General features: G+C 46.6%; 13 protein-coding genes. 5 read left to right on the top strand and 8 right to left on the bottom strand.

Annotated features, from left to right (window positions below):
- Positions 1-48: 48 nt before the first annotated feature.
- The 3 genes from lon to FHS56_RS11600 all read left to right on the top strand — a co-directional run bounded on the left by lon (position 49) and on the right by FHS56_RS11600 (position 4,076).
- Positions 49-2,442, top strand: coding sequence for an endopeptidase La (gene lon, locus FHS56_RS11610; RefSeq protein WP_166921025.1), 2,394 nt, complete (start codon positions 49-51; stop codon positions 2,440-2,442).
- A 114-nt stretch (positions 2,443-2,556) separates the two neighbouring features.
- Entirely contained in the window at positions 2,557-3,108 is a 552-nt protein-coding gene (locus FHS56_RS11605) for a YfiR family protein (RefSeq protein WP_166921023.1), read from the top strand.
- Positions 3,105-4,076 (top strand): PorV/PorQ family protein, encoded by a 972-nt coding sequence (locus FHS56_RS11600; RefSeq protein ID WP_166921021.1) that lies wholly within the window; start codon positions 3,105-3,107, stop codon positions 4,074-4,076. The genes FHS56_RS11605 and FHS56_RS11600 overlap by 4 nt, the downstream gene beginning before the upstream one ends.
- Before the next feature lie 63 nt (positions 4,077-4,139).
- On the opposite strand, the gene ald is transcribed toward FHS56_RS11600, so the two are convergent.
- Together ald and FHS56_RS11590 are read right to left on the bottom strand one after the other, a co-directional pair.
- Entirely contained in the window at positions 4,140-5,252 is a 1,113-nt protein-coding gene (gene ald / locus FHS56_RS11595; protein ID WP_166921019.1) for an alanine dehydrogenase, read from the bottom strand.
- A gap of 164 nt (positions 5,253-5,416) precedes the next feature.
- Positions 5,417-7,312: a tetratricopeptide repeat protein gene (locus tag FHS56_RS11590; protein ID WP_166921017.1), complete on the bottom strand. Its 1,896-nt coding sequence runs from the start codon at positions 7,310-7,312 to the stop codon at positions 5,417-5,419.
- Between the two features lie 127 nt (positions 7,313-7,439).
- Here FHS56_RS11590 and FHS56_RS12085 point away from each other — a divergent pair, with 127 nt between their 5' ends.
- Entirely contained in the window at positions 7,440-7,661 is a 222-nt protein-coding gene (locus tag FHS56_RS12085; protein ID WP_166921015.1) for a PspC domain-containing protein, read from the top strand.
- Here FHS56_RS12085 and FHS56_RS11580 read toward each other — a convergent pair.
- From FHS56_RS11580 to FHS56_RS11560, 5 genes are all read right to left on the bottom strand, one after another.
- On the bottom strand, positions 7,623-8,687 hold the full coding sequence (locus tag FHS56_RS11580) for a glycosyltransferase family 2 protein (protein ID WP_208409686.1): 1,065 nt from the start codon (positions 8,685-8,687) through the stop codon (positions 7,623-7,625). The genes FHS56_RS12085 and FHS56_RS11580 overlap by 39 nt on opposite strands.
- A gap of 8 nt (positions 8,688-8,695) precedes the next feature.
- Positions 8,696-9,073, bottom strand: a complete 378-nt coding sequence (locus tag FHS56_RS11575; protein WP_317165662.1) for a YbaB/EbfC family nucleoid-associated protein — start codon at positions 9,071-9,073, stop codon at positions 8,696-8,698.
- Positions 9,070-11,130, bottom strand: coding sequence for a GAF domain-containing SpoIIE family protein phosphatase (locus FHS56_RS11570; RefSeq protein ID WP_166921009.1), 2,061 nt, complete (start codon positions 11,128-11,130; stop codon positions 9,070-9,072). The genes FHS56_RS11575 and FHS56_RS11570 overlap by 4 nt, the downstream gene beginning before the upstream one ends.
- Positions 11,131-11,134: 4 nt before the next feature.
- Complete coding sequence (locus tag FHS56_RS11565) at positions 11,135-12,055, bottom strand: ribose-phosphate diphosphokinase (protein ID WP_166921007.1); 921 nt, start codon at positions 12,053-12,055, stop codon at positions 11,135-11,137.
- Between the two features lie 133 nt (positions 12,056-12,188).
- The gene (locus FHS56_RS11560; RefSeq protein WP_166921005.1) at positions 12,189-14,069 is read right to left on the bottom strand and encodes a T9SS type A sorting domain-containing protein; all 1,881 of its coding nucleotides are present in this window, start codon (positions 14,067-14,069) and stop codon (positions 12,189-12,191) included.
- 334 nt (positions 14,070-14,403) lie between these two features.
- On the opposite strand from FHS56_RS11560, the gene FHS56_RS11555 reads away from it, so the two are divergent.
- The gene (locus FHS56_RS11555; RefSeq protein ID WP_166921003.1) at positions 14,404-15,000 is read left to right on the top strand and encodes a GNAT family N-acetyltransferase; all 597 of its coding nucleotides are present in this window, start codon (positions 14,404-14,406) and stop codon (positions 14,998-15,000) included.
- Here the strand turns inward: FHS56_RS11555 and FHS56_RS11550 are convergent.
- A complete protein-coding gene (locus FHS56_RS11550; RefSeq protein ID WP_166921000.1) occupies positions 14,997-17,186 on the bottom strand; it encodes a glutamine synthetase III family protein in 2,190 nt (729 codons plus the stop codon). The two genes, FHS56_RS11555 and FHS56_RS11550, sit on opposite strands and share 4 nt — an antisense overlap.
- Between the last annotated feature and the right edge of the window lie 58 nt (positions 17,187-17,244).

The following is a 17,244-nucleotide window of genomic DNA, read 5'->3' as shown; positions in this document are numbered from 1 at the left end:
AATAAACACCCTTTTGGATACTTAGAATTACACAACTTTGTAACCTTTATGATAAGACATATGCAAGCAGACGAAGGATTTGAAATGCTTCTATTACTCAACGAAGAAGAAGAAGCACGCCTTCGTAAGCGCCCTATACCTTCCCCTCTTCCTATATTGGCTGTACGCAATACGGTTTTATTTCCCGGCGTCATTATTCCAGTGACGGTGGGGCGCGAAAAGTCCATGCAGCTCATTCGTCAATATGAGAAACAAGGCGCTATTATCGGCGTTGTGGCACAAAAGGAAGAGAACATCGAGGAGCCCGGAAGCAACGACCTTTTTGAAATAGGCACAGCTGCCCAGATTCTAAAAAAAGTGAACCTTCCCAACGGACAGGTAACCATTGTTCTGCAAGGGTTGGGGCGCTTTCGTGTTCTTGAGTATGTACAAGATACACCTTACTTCATGGCGGAGGTGGCTCCTTTGCCAGAATCGGAAGTCAATACCCACAGCGACGAAGCCAAAGCACTGAAGGAAAACTTGCTGGATGCTGCCCAACGCGTGATACAATTGCACCCAGAATTGTCGGAAGATGCCTATGCCACTCTTTCCAACATAGAAAGCTTTCATTTTTTGGTCAACTTTTTGTCAGTTCAATTGCAAATCAGCTTGTCCGAAAAGCAGCGTCTGCTTGAAGAAGACGACATCATTCACCGCGGCATGGCACTACTCGAGCAGTTGCTGAAAAACATTCAACTGCTGGAGCTGAAAAATGAAATTCAGAAGAAAGTACACAGCGACTTAGACAAGCAACAACGCGACTATTACCTGCGCCAACAAATTAAAGTGCTACAGCACGAGCTGGGCTATGAGCACGAGGGCGCCTTGGTGGAGGAGTTTAAAGAGAAAGCTGCTCAAATGAAGTGGTCCAAAGAGATGGCTCAGCACTTTGACAAAGAGGTAAATAAATTGTTGCGCTTAGCCCCCGGTATGCCCGAATATGGCATTCAAGTCAATTATTTAGAGTTGTTGCTTGACTTGCCTTGGGGACGCCTCTCGCAAGATAAAATCGACCTACAATACGCCAAGAAAATACTGGACCAAGACCATTACGGGTTGGAAAAAGTAAAAGAACGGATTTTAGAGTTTCTGGCAGTGATGAAACTCAAATCCTCGCTGCAAGGTCCTATCCTCTGCTTATATGGTCCTCCCGGGGTAGGCAAAACATCTCTGGGTAAGTCTATAGCCAAAGCCTTGGGGCGCGAATACGTGCGTATGTCGTTGGGGGGCTTACACGATGAAGCCGAAATACGAGGGCACCGCAAAACCTATATCGGTGCCATGCCCGGAAAAATCATACAATTGTTGCGACGCGCTGGCACTTCAAACCCTGTGTTTGTACTGGATGAAATAGACAAGATAGGAAGTGATTTCCGTGGTGACCCGGCATCTGCTCTGTTGGAAGTACTGGACCCCGAGCAAAACAATGCCTTTGTAGATAATTTTCTGGAGGTGCCTTTCGATTTATCGAAAGTGCTTTTTATAGCCACTGCCAACACCTTGGACACCTTGCATCCCGCCTTGCGCGACCGCATGGAAATCATAGAGCTGACGGGGTACACCATAGACGAAAAGCTGGAAATTGCCAAGCAGTATCTGGTTCCCAAGCAGAGGGAAGCCAACGGGCTTAGCGGCAAGCAAGTGCGTGTACAAGAGAATGCCCTGCTTACACTTATAGAAGAATATACGCGGGAGTCGGGTGTACGGCAATTGGAGCGTCAAGTCGGGAGTCTCATGCGCAAGGTAGCCAAAGCCGTGGCTATGGAAGAAGAATACCCCAAGCTTATTAAAAGCAAAGACGTGTACCAGTTGCTTGGCAAGCCTCCCTACCACAAAGAGCTAAGCGAAGAAAATCTACCTCATGGGGTAGCTATAGGCTTGGCATGGACACCCGTGGGCGGCGACATCCTTTATATTGAATCCCTACTGACTCGGGGCAAAGGGAAACTTACCTTATCGGGGCGCTTAGGCGAAGTCATGAAAGAATCGGCAAGCACCGCCTTTACCCTTTTAAAGTCGCAGGCAGAGACATTAAATATTGACTATCGCCTTTTCGAGGAATACGACCTGCATATACATGTCCCAGAAGGTGCTATACCCAAAGACGGACCTTCTGCCGGCATTACCATATTTACTTCTTTGGCATCGCTGTATCTTAAAAAGCCGGTACGCAGCAATTTGGCAATGACTGCTGAAATCACCCTGCGCGGCAGAGTGCTGCCGGTAGGTGGTATCAAAGAAAAACTACTGGCGGCTCAACGTGCCGGCATCGAAGAGGTAATTTTGTGCGAAGCCAATCAAAAAGATGTCGAAGAAATCAAATCGCCACTTATCAAAAAACTAAAAATAACCTATGTTCGCACCGCCCAAGAGGTGCTTAAGCATGCTTTGCAGCTTTAAATCAAGAGCCGCCTTTTGGCGGCTCTTTTGTTTGTAAAAAACCTTCGTTTTTTTCAATATTTCATTATATTGAGGCAATGAATGAATGCTTTTACCTACTAATCAGATGAAATCATGAAAGCCTCTCGCGCCAGTTTATTGATGCTACATCTTATTTTATTTTGCTTGCTGGCAATTCCGCGTGGCTATGGTCAGAGTAGAACCGATATACACTATCTCTATCATTCTGTGTTTATTTACAACTTTTGTAAATACATACAGTGGCCCGAAGACAACCGTCTGCACATCATCGGGGTGCTTGGCGACTCTCCCATTCTGCAAGGACTTTACCGGATGGCACGTGCCAAAAGCTCGCCTTACATGCGCTTTATCATCCGTAAGTATGAAGACATAGAAGACATAGAAAGCAACTGCCATATTTTGTTTATTCCTAATACGTTTGCGCTCACTCCCTACCGCAAAGCAAAACTACTTCAAAAAATTGCCGGCATGCCTTTGTTGGTTCTCACCGAGAACGAGGAATATATCCAAGAGTTCAGCAGTATCAATTTTATTGTAAAAGACAGCAAGTTGATTTTTCAAATTAATCCGCAAAACATAGAAAAGACAGGATTAAAGGTCTCTTATCAGTTGTTGCGCTTAGGCATTATTGTTCAAAACAAATGAAATACTGCTTTTTTTGGATTGTTTTTGTGGCATGTATCTTGTCGGACGCCCTTCACTGCACAGCACAAGTGTATGGAAAACAGTCGTTTCAAGTCTTGAACCTTGCCCCGCATCCACGAGGGGCAGCCTTGGGCGAAGCTCAAGCCGTTTTTGACAGCACCGACCTCTTTGCTTGGATGACTGCCCCTGCAGCACTAAGCATAAATGACACACACAGGGCTGCCGTCAGCTTTCAAAGCCTGCGTGAAGGCATGAGTTATAGCAATGCGACGATGGTATTTCCTTTCTTGAATAGACAAATGCCACTGGGCATAGGCATCCGCTATTTAAACTATGGCAAAATGCAAGAAACAGACCCTACAGGGCAAGTACTGGGTACCTTTCGTGCTGCCGACTATGCCATAGAAGCCGGCTGGGGACACCGCTTGGGCAATTACCATGTGGGTGGAGCCATCAAGTGGGTAAGCAGTAACATCGCCGAATACAGTGCCCATGGCTTTGCCTTAGACCTCAATGCTGTTTTTGTTCACCCCACTGCAGATTTCCGCTTCGGCATATTGTTGAAAAACATGGGGTTTGCCACGGCATCACTACCTCAAAGCACGCCAATACTACCTTTCGATGCACGCATAAACAGCGTTTTTAAACCTGTACACATGCCCCTTCGCTTTTATCTTACCTTATCGCGCCTTCATGACTGGCGACAAACTCGGAACAACCCAAGTGCAGCGGAGTGGCTTACTCACACAGGAATAGGTGCAGATATTTTGCTACACAGAGCCTTTCAAGTGCAAGTAGGCTTCGACGGGCAACGCAACCAATCATTGCGTTACCGTGATTTCTCGCATCGTGCTGGCTGGTCTTTGGGATTTCGCCTTTTGTTAAAAAGACTACAGCTGTCATATGCCCTGAGTGGCTACCAAGCAAACTATCCACGTCATTTTTGGGGCTTGCAAGTTCATTGGTGATGAGATAAAAAAGGGGCAAAAGCCCCTTTTTCATAAATGCTGCAATTTTGCATGGGATTACTTTTAAAGTACCTCTTCTACAGGCACATAAGGCAAGTTGAAAGCTTCTGCCACCGCTTTGTACACAACTTTACCATGCACTACGTTCAAACCAAGCTTCAGCTCGTTGCTTCGCAAGCAAGCTTCGCGCCATCCCAAATCTGCCAAACGCAAAGCATAGGGTAAAGTAGCATTAGTGAGCGCCAAAGTAGAGGTATAAGGCACAGCCCCCGGCATGTTGGCTACGCAGTAATGCAGCACGCCATCAATCACAAAAGTGGGGTTTTCGTGCGTAGTGGGTGTGCAGGTCTCAATGCATCCGCCTTGGTCTACGGCAACATCTACCACTACTGCACCGGGGCGCATGGTTTTGAGCATATCACGGGTAATCAGTTTGGGCGCTTTGGCACCGGGAATCAGAACAGCCCCAATGACCAAATCTGCCGTTTTCACGGCTTCACGGATATTGTATTCGTTCGACATCATGGTGCGCACGTTGGCAGGCATGATATCAGCCAAATAACGCAGGCGACTCAGATTTACGTCCATAATGGTTACATTAGCCCCCAAGCCTGCCGCCATTTTGGCTGCCTGCGTACCTACCACCCCACCGCCGATAATCAACACATTGGCGGGCATTACACCGGGCACCCCTCCCAGCAAAATACCTCTGCCACCTACGGGCTTTTCAAGATACTTGGCACCTTCTTGCACTGCCATACGTCCGGCTACTTCCGACATCGGGATGAGTAAAGGCAAGCTGCCGTCTGCTTTTTCCACGGTCTCGTAAGCAAGGCATACGCCTTTTTGCTCAATCATGGCTTGGGTCAGTGCTTCGGAAGAAGCAAAGTGAAAATAAGTGAAAACAAGTTGCCCCTCTCGAATCAGCTTATATTCTGGCTCGATGGGTTCTTTTACTTTCACTATCATCTCTGCTTTGGCATACACCTCTTCAATAGAGTCAAGCAGGATAGCCCCTGCTTTCTCATAGGATTCATCGGCAAAGCCACTGCCCTCGCCAGCACTTTTTTGCACATACACCGTGTGCCCACGTTTTACAAACTCAGTAACTCCGGCAGGGGTTACCGCCACGCGATTTTCATTATTCTTGATTTCCTTAGGTACACCAACTATCATGATATTGACTGTTTTAAAAAACCGTGAGCAAATATAGGTATTTGAATAAAAGAAAGAAAAAGTTAAACTAAATAAACATACCCCTTTGCTTGTAAGCTTTACGACATAGAACAAAAAAACAGCGCTACGATTGGTAGCGCTGTTGCATATGATATTTAAAAAGCTTAGCGAATAGCGTCTTGAAACTCAGTAGAGTTGAAGTAATTGATGAATTCCAAGTCTTTGGCAGCACGTGCACGCAAATCGCCATTCAGCTCAATAGCCTTCTTGAGGGCTTTCAGCATTTCCGCAGCGTTGCCTTTGCGGGCAGCGGTGATAGCTTTACCATAGTAGCTCAAGCCATCGTTCGGTGCCGAGTTGATGGCAGCATCGAAGCTTACCATAGCTTTGTCATAGTCTCTGTGCAGCAACTGAGCCAAAGCTTTGTTGAAGAGCACTTTGTGACCATTGCCGGCAGCAGCAAATGCTTGCTCAGCTTCCACATATTTTTTGTCGTCGTAAGACTTGGCTTGCTTCATCAACATGATACCTTTAGCACCGTTCAGTTTGCGCAGAGTAGCGGGGTTGTCGCTACCTATTTCAATGGCACGGTTGATGGCTTGCTCTCCTTTGCCTTTGTCGCCTTTCATGGCATATGCCAAGCCAAGATTGTAGTTTACTTCGGCAGTTTCTTTTCTGTTTTTGGCAATTTCCAAATGGGTAATGGCATCTGAAACGAGTTTTTCGCGCTTAGCTTTATCGGTTTCTTTCAATGCCATTTCAAGTTGTACAGCAGCCAAGTTGTTATGTGCTACATAGCTGTCGTTCTTCTTGATGGCGGCTCCATAGATAGCCACTTTTTCCTCCATATCAGGCGTCATAGAAGCAGCATACAGCAATTCTGCTTCGGTAAGCTCTTGAGTTGATTTTTCGCCTTTGGCAATTTGGCGAGCCAAAGAAGCGATTTCAGCATCGGTTTTTTGTTTGGGACCTTGCAGTACGTCGGTACGAGCATAACGCAACTTGGGATACACCTCGTCCATCAGCACCTTGTAATAAGGTTTGCTTTGCAGAGATTTTTCGCGCTCTACAAAGCCCTCTTTGCCTTGCATGATGTTTTTGATTTCTTTCTTTTGCTCAGCAGTCAAGGTAGTATTGGCATCTAACAAGCTGAAAAATTCGGGCAGGGTTTCATCCAGCGTTTGAGTCGTGATGTCGAAGTTTACCTTCGCGAGTTCTTCCTTGGCATAATTGTACTTCTTCATTTGGTCAAGGTAGTATTGCTTCATCACTGCAGCACGCTGGTCAGCCAAGTTGCGGTTGATGGTTTCACGACCTTCGGGCGAGTGAGAACCTTTGATGTTTACTGTTGACTTCCCATCTTTTCCTACGAGCATTTTAGAAGCCACGAAAGCATCGATGGCAGCTCCTTTATCACGTACTTCGGCGCTTCGCAGTTTAGCGCTTCCTTGCTCGAAGTTGAAGTCCACATAGACTTGTTTTACTTCTTCTTTGCCATAGCCATGGTCCAGCACAGCAAAAGTACCCTCTCCTTCGTTACCCAAGCCATAAGGCTCATCCAAGATGTCCTTTATCAAGGTGGAAGTAGTAATCACACCTTTGGCAATCGGCATCTGGACAGTAGATTTTTCTTTGCTTTTTTTGGTACTACGAGCAAAGCCTTTTACTGCGAGTTCACCACGCTCGAACTGTTCCTCGTAGTCGAAGCTCATGGCTTTTTCAATGCGAGGCTCTTCTTTGTTGCTTTGCGGCAAGTAGTCGTTCGAGACAAAGGTGATAGCCCCCACCTCTTTTTTGAAGGTCTCTTGTCCTTCTTTTGCTCCATCGTTCACAAAGAACACCTTCAATTCATATTCGGTATTCTTTTTCAGCATTTTCACGGGGAGCTTGGCAGACATTTTGAAGCTTACCACACCGCCATGCAGTTCCAGTGGATTGGGGTCAACTTTCAGGTCCTGTTGTTTTGCCATTTTGGTCATTTGACTTAAGCTGTTGCAGCCAGCTAAGCCCACCGACCCAGCAATGGCAAGGGCAATAAGAGCGTTGCTATAATGTTTCATAACTCGTTTTGTTTGTTTAAGTTGTTCAAATTTTGCGAAATATAAACAATTTTACTAAATTAAATCAAGACCTTTTGAAAAAAAGGTCTGTAGCCTTTGATACTCGCAAAGTTAAACGAAAGGACTTATGGAAAGGTTACGGGATTTTATAGAGTGTCGTTTTTTTGGGGTATGCACACTGCTTGCTGAGCATATAGGCGTATCGATTTCAAGTGTACGCCTCTTCTTTATTTATTCAACCTTTTTAACCTTCGGTTCTCCCATTTTCATTTACCTTTCCATTGCTTTCATCACACGCATACGTCAATTTTTACGCTGGCGCCGAGCATTGCTCTTCCGAGAGGGATAGACGCCAACCCAAATCTTGAAAGCGTTTTTTCTTTTGAAAGAAGTAATTCCATACGATGCTGCCCGGGTAAGTGATTTTTTGCCACACTATGGACTGTGATACTTTCAACTTTTTTCTGCTGGCATAAAAAGCGGCATGTGCTCTAATGACTGCCCACAGGTGGCGAGCGTCACCGGTTTGAAGTAACAACATGCATGCTGCCGGCGCATCGGCTAACAAACGCAGAAAAATGGTCCAGAATTTATTGGGAGTAGGCAAGTGCTTGTAAAGTAAAAACAGGCTGTTACGGAAGTTGAGGTAGGTTTTACGAGGACTTTGTTTGTGCAGGGTACCACCTCCCACATGATAAACCACCGAAGCGGGCACACAATAGACCGTCCGTCCTGCTGCCCATAGGCGTAAACAGAGGTCAATTTCTTCCATATGGGCAAAAAAGAGGGAGTCGAAGCCGCCCGCTTGTTGCCAGTCAGTGATGCGAATACAAAAGCAAGCCCCACTTGCCCAAGCAATAGGTACAGGCGCGTCATATTGTCCGTGGTCAGCTTCGCAGGTATTGAACAAACGCCCCCGACAAAAAGGATAGCCATAGCGGTCGATGAAGCCGCCGGCAGCCCCCGCATATTCAAATTCCTGTGTATAAGGATTTTCTGCTTGCGGGTCGTAACGCATCACTTTGGGCTGACAAGCAGCCACCTGCGGATGGGCATCCATAAAATCAAGCAGAGGGCTTAACCAGTCGGGTGCCGGGCAGGCATCTGAGTTGAGCAACACCAAAAAATCATAATATTTGGGCAAAGCCTCAATGCCCCGATTGTATCCTTCGCAAAAACCGTAGTTTTTTTCTAAAGCCACACAATGGACTGCCGGCTGATGCTGTTGCACCCATGACAAACTGCCATCGGAAGAGGCATTGTCTATGACCCAGCAGTCAGCTTGAGGCGAGCGCTCTTGCACCAAAGGCAGAAATGCCTCCAGCCAACGACGCCCGTTGTAGTTCAATATGACTACTGCTACTCGTTTTTGCACGGCTGTCATTAGCGGTTCAACAGAAAATCCAAGCCCGGAATATTGGGCATGCTCTCTTTCATGGTCTTTTGAAGATACTCCTGAGCTGCTTCTTCTGCCTTCGCCATTGCGACATTAACAGCTGCCACTATAAGGTCTTGAAGTACCTCTTTTTGGTCTTCTGCAAGCAAAGAAGCATCTACCTCTACTTTCAGCACTTGCTTTAGCCCATTGACATGCGCTTTCACCAAGCCGGCACCGGCTTCCCCTTCTGCTTTTACTTCCTGTAAATGCGCTTGGGCTTGTTTCATTTTTTCTTGCATTTCTTTGAGCTTGCCCATGATATTGAATAAATCCATAGCTATGCTTTGTTTAAATTTTACAAGGTATAAAAGTACAAAACTCACGGTTTAAACTTAACGACAAGCAAGGTATAATCATCACGCAACGGTGAGTCCTGTAAGAAATGATTGACGGCACGGTTGATTTCAAGCATAATCTGCTCTGCACTTTCGGCTGCATGCAGTTGTATCAGTTGCATTAAGCGCTCTACACCAAATTCTTCACCTTCTTTATTTCTTGCTTCAGTGATACCATCACTGTATAAAAGCAGCACATCGCCCGGGCGGTAGGTGAGCGTAACGGCTTTGCTTAGCTGCAAAAATCGGTCGTTGTTCACTATGCCCATGCCTATGCTGGGTTGTTTGATAAAATGTGCCCGGTGCTGGGCAGCTTCGTAGTAAATGGGAAAACAATGCCCTCCCCGCAATAGGTCTATGGTATGCCGAGTGGTATTGATATAAAGCAAAGAAAGGGCTACAAAAGTACCTTTCGGCATACAGGCATTCACTGCCTGGTTCATTTGCTTTGCCAGCATCTCAAGAGGCAGTTCGAGCGGTGCCAAGCCTTGAAAAATACCTTTCACTTCTGCCATATGAAAGGCAGCACTGGTTCCTTTACCGGACACGTCACCCAGTGCTAAATAGAGCCTGTCGGGAGCAGCAAGATAAAAATCGTAGTAGTCGCCCCCTACTTCATTAGCCGCTGTAGATACTGCTTGTATCGATAATTTATCAGAAACAGGGAAGTGAGCTGGCAAAAGGCTCTGCTGCACACGCTTGGCAATCTCCAGCTCTTTTTTATACTTCTCTGTATTGATGATTTCTTGTATTAAGCGCTTGTTTTCAATAGCTACGCCCACTTGTTTCACAAAAGTATCTATCATTTCGATTTGCTCTTGTTGAAAGGGCTCGTCGGTATAGCGCAAAATCAGCAACTCGCCCAACTTATGACTGCGGCTTACTATGGCGAAGCTATGGTGTGTTTTAAAAAAGACAGAAGAGAAAACCTCTTTTTGAGGTAAAGATGCGCTGGGCAAAGCCTCCAGCAAGGCGTTGTATAGTTTTTGGTTTTGAATGTGAGCTTTCACCCTGCGTGCTTCCTCAACTGGTATGTTTTTGGTAAACCAGCGTGTAGTCATTCCATCGGTAGCTATTGCCTCCAATATGACGGCATCGGCTTGAGCTGTGCGGTATGCCTGCTGCAGTAAACTCTCGAAGAGCGCCTCTTCTGTATCGCTTATTTGAAGAGACTGTGTCAATTCCTGAAATGCCAATATATCTTTTAGTTTGCTTTCAAAGATTCGGCTAATAGGAATATTAAACAACAGCACCAGCATAGCTAGTAGGCTATACAGCAGCACGAAGCCGGCTACTGCCAACAAGTAAACATTATAAACAATATTGAACTCGAGCAGCTCACGCACATGATAGTTATAGAAATAGAGTACGAAATAAGCATAAGCAAAGAGCGCAAGGGCTATCATGGCAATAGCCCTTCCTTTTTCGTTGATGTCAAGATAAGCCACCCAGCGCAAGTTCATCGAGAGCATCAAAGCCATCACACCCAACAACAGCAGTGAAACCCATACTGGTGGAGCACTTAGAGGCAAACGAAAATAGTTGAAAATAAGCGTAGATAGAAGTAAATAGGCAAATACCGTCCAATAACGGTGTACGCGTTTCGGGGCTTTCTTGAGCAACAGGCTGTGGTAAGTAAACAGCATCACATGGCTAACCAGTGCGAAAAGAAGTATATGTGCCAGATAGCTGATATATACATAGCGCGCTGCCCAAGCGAGCAATGGACGGTGCCAGAGTGTAAGACATAATTGCACAAATACCCCCAAGAGCATTGCCAGCAGCAGATAGCGCGCCTGACGATTCAGATGAAAGAGCGTCGAAGCTTCCCTGTATTTTTCGGCTTTGTAGTCTGCCCAAAAGTAGCAGGCTATCAAAAAAATATTGATAAAAGCCCCTTGCAAATAGATATCTACATGCACCAGCCAATTTTCGCCTACACTCAAAAGGATATAGGCTGTAGTGTTGGCTGTGAATAACAGCAACCAGCCTAATATATTGGCATACAGATAAGATTTCAAAGCTTCTTTTCCCGGCTGCCACATGACGTTATACACTTAAATGGCGGGCAATCAATGCTGCCACACTTCGAATCTCTACAAGCGGATGTTGGGCATATCGCAATGCATTGGGGTGCGTATTGGTTGCTATTACTTTTTCAAAAAGCCTTGAAGCCTCGAGGCGTTTCATACACTCTCCTACAAAAAGCCCATGGGTGGTGATGGCGATGATTCGACGCGCACCTGCGTTCTTGTATGCCTGCGCCGCTTTCACCAACGACCCGCCCGTACGAATCATATCGTCATAAATAATCACTGTTTTGCCCTCTACATCGGCATTTACACCGGTAATAGCCGTTTGGTCTGCGCCAAGGCGTTTTTTAAAGACAAAAGCGGCTTCCACTCCCATATCGTTGGCAAGCGATTCTACCCACTTGGCACGCCCAGCATCGGTACAAGCCAGTACAAACTGCTCACCGCCAAAGTGACGTGCTGCCTCTATAATTACCGGCTTGGCATAAATATGTATTGCCGTTACGCTGCCTTCAAAGTAATGGGGAATGCCCTCGGTGTGCAAGTCAAGCAAATAATACTTTACCAAGGTGCCTGTATTGGGAATTGCCGAAAGCAGACGGGCACGCGTTTTGGCTGTTACCACCTCGCCTTTGCGCACGGCACGCTCCATGGTCGAATAACCGAAAAAAGGGACTACTATCCGCAATGACTTGGCGCCGTATTTGGCAATAGCATACGCCAAGTCATAAAGCTCGAGCGTATCCACATCGGAAATAGTTCCTCCAATCAACATCACATCGCGCCCCTCCACGTCGGAAAGCAAGCACTGATAACGCTCACCGTCGGGAAATAAGCGCCGCTCTACACTCCCCTTTTCTACGGAATTCATTAAAGCAGCTACCTCTTCATAGAGGTATGTGTAGTTTTCTGTACAAAATAGCAAAGGTGCAGACATAGTGAGGAAAGACAAGTATGCTCATTGAAAAGGCAATATAAAAAAAATAGGCTATGGCTGTTCACAAGTAGCCTACATAAAAAAGTGGTGCAGCCACACTGCACCACTTTTCTATTGTTGAGCCTTGACAGACTTATTGAATCACCAAACGCTCAATGAAGCTCTTTCCTGCCCTTGTGTTCAATTTTACTATATAAACTCCTTTGGGAAAGGTCTCCACGTTTAAGATTGCAGTGCGAGCATTCTCTGGAATCTGCAAGTTGAGTTGCAAATTTCCATAGACATCATATACGTAAACGCTTTGTATTTCCTGCGAGCAACGCAAGGCAACGTTTATGTCAGTAGCGGGATTGGGGCTCATGCTAAAGAAAGCAGACGAATGGCTGTCGGCAACTTCTACGGCTTCCCAAGCCGAGTAACTGATGCTTCCATCACGGTCTTCTATACGCAGACGGTAATAGAGTGTACCACTCTGCCAAGGGATGTCCACGAAATAGTAGCTGCGCAGGCTTTGGCTTTCACCGGCTGCTTCCACTTCACCCACTATTTCCAGCTGCTTCATATCGCCGCTACGCTCAATTAAAAATTTGCGGGTATTCACCTCTTTGGTAGTAAACCATTGTATTTCGACTTGCTGCTTTTTAGCCACATACGAGGCTTTAAAACCATACAGTTCTACCGGCAAAGGCACAAACGCTCCCGGTATTGCCCACCCAGTGCTTGTGCAGTTTCCTGCAGGGCAAGGGCTGCCCGGTATTGAGGTACTGTTGGTGCAAGTGTTGCAATCGCGTCCATTTTGTCCAGGAACAGCTATCACATTCGTGACAGCAGAAAAATCTCTATTGCTGAGGAAAGCGCCTACGCCACCACCGCCCCCACCGCCGTGAGGATCGCTATGATTCACATTACCGCCATTGCCACCACTCACATCAACGGTCAGCAAACAAGGCATTGTGATATTGACAGCTTCTAAAAGAATAGTTCCACCGGCACCACCGCCACCTGCACCATCGTTGCCGGTAGTGTTCGGGGCATTCTCTCCCTTGGCTCGCAGGGCAGGTACTCCCGCGCAGTTGGTAGAAGTAATAGTTCCCGCTCGTAGGATGATGATGCCACCTCCCCTGCCTCCGCGGCTGGCTACATTGTTATTTTGCTGCCCGGCACCACCGCCACCACCCATAAATATTCTATTCACTATGGGGCTATACGTCAAAGCTTGACCACCAATACCACCAGCTGGATTCGTCCCTCCGGCATCAGGCCAGCCGTTTCCACCTTGGCCACCACTCCCCAAGTTGCCACCACCCCCACCACCGGCATTGTGCGGATTACCGCCGCCACCACCATTGGCTATCTTACCACGTCCATTGGGTTGATTAGGCAAGGCAATCCCTTCGCCCTTTGCTGCATAGCCATCGTTATTAGTGCTGTAGTTATTCGAATTATTGGCAGCATTAATAGGGTTTGTATTTGGGTTTCCACCCACAAAACCCTGAGCACTTACATCGATAGAAGCATTCAGCGTTAAGACATTTTGCACCTCCAATACTACCACGCCACCGGTACCGTCTTGGGCACTCCAAGGCTTGGCAGTAACATTGCCTGTAATTGTTACGTTGTTGTAAGAAGGCACAGACACCAGCTGCACCGCTCCAGCGGCATCATAGGTGCGTGCCACAGAGTGGAAAACTACACGGTAATCGCCTCCTCCTAAGTTGGTGAGACTACTTACTGTGGCAAATTCATAGTTACCTGCATTGTTGTAGGATGTAATTGTGCCATAAGTATTGTTATTGGCAGTTGTAACAGTCGCGCCTTTCATCTGAATGATGAGTACCGTACGCCCTGCTGCAAAATCAGCAACATTGCCATACACATTGTTTATGTCAAATTGATTAGCGCTAATGTTGGTCACACGCGCATAACTGTTGATGATGCCACCCGTAATAGTCTGGGCAAGCACTTGCCCTATCCATAAAGTAGTGAAAACTAAGGTCAAAATTGACGTTTTCATCGCTATTGTTGCTTTGTATTTTATTCCGAATAATAATAAGTTATTGTTTATCAATAAATAACATTTCGACAGAAGCAATGCCTGTCTCGATAAAAGCAAAACTTTGCTCGATGAAGTGTAATCGATTAAGTACTTTAAATACTCCCCTGTAAACCAACAAATACTTTTATTACAATCCTTAAAAATTACTATATTTGTACACGCATTCAACATTCATAGCTGGTTGAAGGATTGGGAGACTTGCAGCATCTATATGCTGTAAGTCTTTTTTTTGTTTTGAAAAAACAGCTTATTTTTCACACAAATACAGTAGCTACCTATATTGGTAACTTACATGAGCAACACGCCTCAAGTATTTTTTCGCCCTCTCATGCCTCACGACGAAAACCGGCTCATAGCGCTTTACCAAGCGCTTTCGCCTGAGTCTCGCTTTTACCGCTTTCAAACCCATACAGAACACTTGGATGAAAGCACCATACAGGAATATGCGCATCGCTTTGCACATATAGACTACCGGCACGATTATGCCTTAGCTGCCTGCATCAAGCAGCAAGCGCAGGAGGAAATTATTGGCGTGGCTCGCTACATGCGCCCATCAGAAAAGGTAACAACTGCTGAATTTGCCATTGTCGTACGTGACGACTGGCATGGCAAAGGCGTAGGCAGCGCACTCATGCTGCGCCTGTGTGTGTATGCATACAAGCAAGGGGTTTGCCGCCTCTATGGCACCTTTGTAGGACACAACGAAGGGATTGTGCGTCTGTTGGTGCGCTTAGTTCCTCAAGACCATTTGAAGATAAAAATAGAAGACGGCGAAGGGCATGTGTGTATTCATTTGAAGAAGGCTTGGTTGTTGCCCTACAGCAAAAAAATAGGGGAAGGTGAGCTACTGCCCCCCTCCCACCATAACTATGAACAAGATAGCAATTAGCGCACAAACAGCAGCTCACGGTATTTGACAAGAGGCCAAAGTTCATCATCTACCATGAGCTCGAGCTTATCGCCCCGATAGCGGATTTCATCGAACAAAGGCTTCACCTTGTCTGTATAGTACTCTGCACGGCGGCGTATATCTTCAATTTTGTTAGCTTCTTTGCGAGCATCTATCATCTCTTTCACCTTTTTTTGCAGCATATTTACATGCTCAGCTATTTTACGAATGGTGATTTTGATAGACTCGAGGTGCGCCTCTTCGATGCCCGCACGCTGCATGCCTTCAAAGGCTTCCAACAAACGGTTTTGGTAGTTGATGGCTGCCGGTATGATGTGGTTCAGCGCCAGCTCGCCCATCATGCGCGATTCAATCTGGATGCGTTTCACATAGGCTTCCAGCATGATTTCATAGCGTGCCTCTACTTCTCGCTTGGTAAACACAGCTTGGCTTTCAAAAAGGGCAATGGATTCAGGCTTTACAAAGGCTTCTAAGGCACGCACGCAGGACTTAATGTTGGTCAAACCGCGTTTTTCAGCTTCTTTTGCCCATTCTTCAGAATAGTTGTTTCCTTCAAAGAGGATGCGCTTCGATGCCTTTATATAATCGCGCAAAACGCGCACGATAGCCACTTCTTTCTTTTCGCCTTTGTCGATGAGGGCGTCCACGTCCTTTTTGAATTGCTGCAGCTGGGCTGCCACGGCGGTGTTCAATACTATCATATTTGAAGCGCAGTTGGCAGAAGCGCCCACAGCCCGGAACTCGAATTTATTTCCAGTAAAAGCAAAAGGAGAGGTACGGTTGCGGTCGGTGTTGTCGCGCAAAACAGGAGGAATCTTGCTGATGCCCACCTTCATGTAAAGGTTATCGCCTTTGTTTATTTTAACGGTAGCTTTTTGCTCCAGTTCTTCAAGCACTCTGGTCAGCTCTTCACCAATGAATATAGACATAATAGCCGGAGGCGCTTCGTTAGCACCTAAACGATGCTCATTGCCTGCCGACATAATGCTGGCACGCAGCAGGTCGGCATGGTCATGTACTGCTTTTATGACGTTCACAAAGAAGGTCAGGAAACGCAGGTTTTCCTTGGCTTTAGTACTGGGCGCCAACAGGTTCACCCCTGTGTTGGTCATCATTGACCAGTTATTGTGCTTGCCGCTGCCGTTCACCCCTGCAAAAGGCTTTTCATGGAAGAGCACTTTCAAATTATGGCGGTCAGCTACTTTTTCCATGATGTCCATGAGCAGGAGATTGTGGTCTACTGCCACACTGGCTTCTTCGAAAGTGGCAGCACATTCAAACTGCGCTGGCGCCACTTCGTTGTGGCGAGTACGGATAGGAATCCCCAGCTTGAGGGCTTCGGTTTCAAAGTCTATCATAAAAACACGCACACGTGGAGGGATAGACCCAAAGTAGTGGTCTTCAAGCTGCTGCCCACGCGCAGGCGTGTGTCCGAAGAGTGTGCGTCCACAGGCTACCAAGTCGGGACGGGCATAATACAGCGCCTTATCCACAACAAAATACTCTTGCTCGGGTCCCAAAGTAGCCATCACGTGGGTTACATCCCGCTCAAAATATTGACAAACAGCCGTGGCTGCCTTGTCGAGAGCATGCAAAGACTTTAACAGAGGGGTTTTATAGTCGAGCGATTCGCCGGTATAGGATATAAATATGGTGGGAATGCAAAGGGTTTTGCTGCCGTTAATTTCCATGATGAACGCCGGCGAGCTGGGGTCCCATGCCGTGTAGCCACGGGCTTCGAAAGTAGAACGAATGCCGCCACTCGGCAAGGAAGAGGCATCGGGCTCTTGCTGTGCCAACTCAGAACCTTTCAATTTTTCGATGGCGCGTCCTTCACTGTCGATATCGAAGAGCGCATCGTGCTTTTCTGCGGTCAAGCCGGTCAAAGGCTGAAACCAGTGGGTAAAGTGGGTAGCCCCTTTGCTCATAGCCCAGCTTTTCATGCCGGCAGCCACAGCATCTGCCAGCTCAAGGTCTATGGTTTCACCATGCTCTATGGCATACATAAGCTTCTTGTAAGTCTCATGGCTAAGGTATTTGCGCATGGCTTCCTTGTTGAAAACCTGCGTAGCAAAATAGCGGGTTATGCTTTCTTCTGGCTCTTGCGCTTGTACAGCCGGGCGATTTTGAGCTTCCTGGAGGGCACGAAAACGGAGCGTTGGCATAGTTTTTTGATTTTTTTGGTTTAATTCGATACCGCAAAATTAAAAAAATAAACGCTTT

It is taken from the genome of Thermonema lapsum, assembly GCF_011761635.1.
GTDB lineage: Bacteria > Bacteroidota > Bacteroidia > Cytophagales > Thermonemataceae > Thermonema > Thermonema lapsum.
This window is presented reverse-complemented; position numbering and strand designations above follow the sequence as displayed.

Coding starts and splice junctions, on each gene's coding strand:
- FHS56_RS11550 (WP_166921000.1), bottom strand. CDS start 17,186: ATGCCAACGCTCCGTTTTCGTGCCCTCCAGGAAGCTCAAAATCGCCCG.
- FHS56_RS11555 (WP_166921003.1), top strand. CDS start 14,404: ATGAGCAACACGCCTCAAGTATTTTTTCGCCCTCTCATGCCTCACGAC.
- FHS56_RS11590 (WP_166921017.1), bottom strand. CDS start 7,312: ATGAAACATTATAGCAACGCTCTTATTGCCCTTGCCATTGCTGGGTCG.
- lon (WP_166921025.1), top strand. CDS start 49: ATGATAAGACATATGCAAGCAGACGAAGGATTTGAAATGCTTCTATTA.
- FHS56_RS11600 (WP_166921021.1), top strand. CDS start 3,105: ATGAAATACTGCTTTTTTTGGATTGTTTTTGTGGCATGTATCTTGTCG.
- FHS56_RS11570 (WP_166921009.1), bottom strand. CDS start 11,130: ATGTGGCAGCCGGGAAAAGAAGCTTTGAAATCTTATCTGTATGCCAAT.
- FHS56_RS11560 (WP_166921005.1), bottom strand. CDS start 14,069: ATGAAAACGTCAATTTTGACCTTAGTTTTCACTACTTTATGGATAGGG.
- FHS56_RS11605 (WP_166921023.1), top strand. CDS start 2,557: ATGAAAGCCTCTCGCGCCAGTTTATTGATGCTACATCTTATTTTATTT.
- FHS56_RS12085 (WP_166921015.1), top strand. CDS start 7,440: ATGGAAAGGTTACGGGATTTTATAGAGTGTCGTTTTTTTGGGGTATGC.
- ald (WP_166921019.1), bottom strand. CDS start 5,252: ATGATAGTTGGTGTACCTAAGGAAATCAAGAATAATGAAAATCGCGTG.
- FHS56_RS11565 (WP_166921007.1), bottom strand. CDS start 12,055: ATGTCTGCACCTTTGCTATTTTGTACAGAAAACTACACATACCTCTAT.